Source organism: Cyclobacterium qasimii M12-11B (assembly GCF_000427295.1).
Lineage (GTDB): Bacteria > Bacteroidota > Bacteroidia > Cytophagales > Cyclobacteriaceae > Cyclobacterium > Cyclobacterium qasimii.
In genome coordinates this window covers 1-692 of the sequence record NZ_ATNM01000078.1, presented here as the reverse complement: position 1 = coordinate 692, position 692 = coordinate 1, and the positions used below count along the sequence as shown (strand labels likewise).

The 692-nt window shown below is 56.4% G+C and carries 2 protein-coding genes; both read right to left on the bottom strand.

The genetic code is table 11. The features are described 5' to 3' along the window. Positions 1-6 precede the first annotated feature (6 nt). Positions 7-372 (bottom strand): thioredoxin family protein, encoded by a 366-nt coding sequence (locus tag ADICYQ_RS31165; RefSeq protein WP_081652322.1) that lies wholly within the window; start codon positions 370-372, stop codon positions 7-9. A gap of 57 nt (positions 373-429) precedes the next feature. Then, positions 430-692: hypothetical protein (locus ADICYQ_RS31160; protein ID WP_040415177.1), on the bottom strand; the 263-nt coding region annotated here is incomplete at its 5' end.

Below are 692 nucleotides of genomic sequence, written 5' to 3'. Positions count from 1 at the left end.
GCTGCGTCACGCCGATTGCGCGCGAAGATCCTGATTGGAGTCGTAGTCAACCTTCACGATCGTGACACCCGAAGGAACTCCCTCAGCCTCAATGTCGCCCTCCATCGAGACGCATTGTGGGCACCAAGGAGCGTGGAAGAACAAGAAAATGCGGCCCTCTGCATCGGCAATTGCGGCGGGGCTGTAGTCAACGTAGGCGCCGCCTCCGTCGTTTTCGACACTCCCAGTGCTTGCGCTATCGGAGCTTCCCGACAAGGAACTCGAATCTGCAGAGTTGTCTGGGCTCTGTGCTGTGCCGATCGAAATGGCAGCAACTGCGCCAATGACAACAACGGCAAGAGCAATGACGATCGCAAGAATTCGCTTGTTCATGCTGACCAGTAACCCGTGGAGCCGCACATTTGTTCCGCTGCTAGCTCAATTCCCGGACTATACCCAGACTTCAGCTTTGTGGGAGAAGAGTTTAAGATCTCCGAAAGTAAGCGCACCGGTGAAGCGCGCTCGCGTATAAGGCAACAAAACCATCAGCGCTGCTCCAGCACGGTGCTCTATCCGAACCTCAATAGCGTCCGTCTTCTGTGCGGCGAGCCGTGTGTTTGAGACGATCGCGCTGCAGCGGGAGATGTTGGCCATCTGACGGAGTTGAGTCACCGTCTGGTCCAAGAGCGCTTGAGCGTTGAGATGCTTTTGCG

Excerpts from the sequence above, each read along its gene's own strand:
- ADICYQ_RS31165 (WP_081652322.1), bottom strand. The coding sequence starts at position 372 with ATGAACAAGCGAATTCTTGCGATCGTCATTGCTCTTGCCGTTGTTGTC.